The organism is Amycolatopsis bullii (assembly GCF_014654205.1).
Lineage (GTDB): Bacteria > Actinomycetota > Actinomycetes > Mycobacteriales > Pseudonocardiaceae > Amycolatopsis > Amycolatopsis plumensis.
Genome location: NZ_BNAW01000110.1, coordinates 1 through 982 on the forward strand (window position 1 = coordinate 1; position 982 = coordinate 982).

Sequence of the window (982 nt, forward strand, 5' to 3'; positions counted from 1 at the left end):
GGAGCGGGCAAGTCCGCGCTGGCGGTCCAGGCCGCCTGGCGGGCCCGGCGCCGGTTCCCCGACGGCCAGCTGACCGCCTCCCTGCGCGCCCCGGACGGGACACCGGCCGAACCGGCGGCCGTGCTGGCCGGCTTCCTGCGGCGGCTCGGCGCGACCCCGGCCGAGCTGGCCGACCGCGCCGGGCTGGCCGGGCTCTGGCGCGGCTACACCGCCGACCGGCGGCTGCTCGTGCTGCTCGAGGACGCCGCGTCGGAGGCCCAGGTGCGCGCGCTGCTGCCTAGCGGGCCCGGCTGCGCCACGCTGGTCACCACGCGCCGCGAGCTGCCGGGACTGTGCGGGGCACGGGCGATCCCGGTACCGCCACTGTCCACAGAGGACGCCGAGGCGCTGCTGGCGGCGATCGCGGGGGAGGCGCGGCTGCGGGAGGAACCCGAAGCGGTGCAACGGCTTCTCGGCCACTGCGCCGGGCTCGCCCTCGCCGTCCGGATCGCCGGCATCAAGCTCGCGGCCCGGCCGAACCGGCGCGTCGGCGAGCTCGCCGCGCGGCTCGCCGACGACCACCGCAGGCTCGACGAGCTGACCGCCGGCGACCTCGGCGTCCGCGTCGCGGTGACGTCGGCGCTGCGCGAGCGCTCCGCCGCCGACGTGTCCCTGCTGCGGCTGCTCGCCGCCTTCGGCGCCGCCGTCCCGGACTGGTCCGCCGCCGCGGTGCTCGGCCGGCCCCTCGGCGAAGCCCGCGACCGCCTCGACGACCTGGCCGCGGCGCACCTGCTGGAGCCCGCCGGGACGCGGTGGGTGGTGCCCCCGTTCGTCCGGCTGGTGCTGGCCGAAGGCCCGGCGGACGCCGACCCGGCCGCGGTGCGCCGGGCGTGCGAGGCCGCGCTGGCGCTCGCCGAACACGCGCGAGGCCGTCCGGCACCCAGGCCGGACCCGGTGCTCGCCCGGCGGATCGCGGCCGACCCAGATCGTCATCGGTGGAGTT

At 79.6% G+C, this 982-nt stretch carries 1 pseudogene; it reads left to right on the top strand.

The features are described from left to right. Window positions 1–982, top strand: a pseudogene (locus tag IE317_RS44105) (AfsR/SARP family transcriptional regulator); the annotation flags it as partial.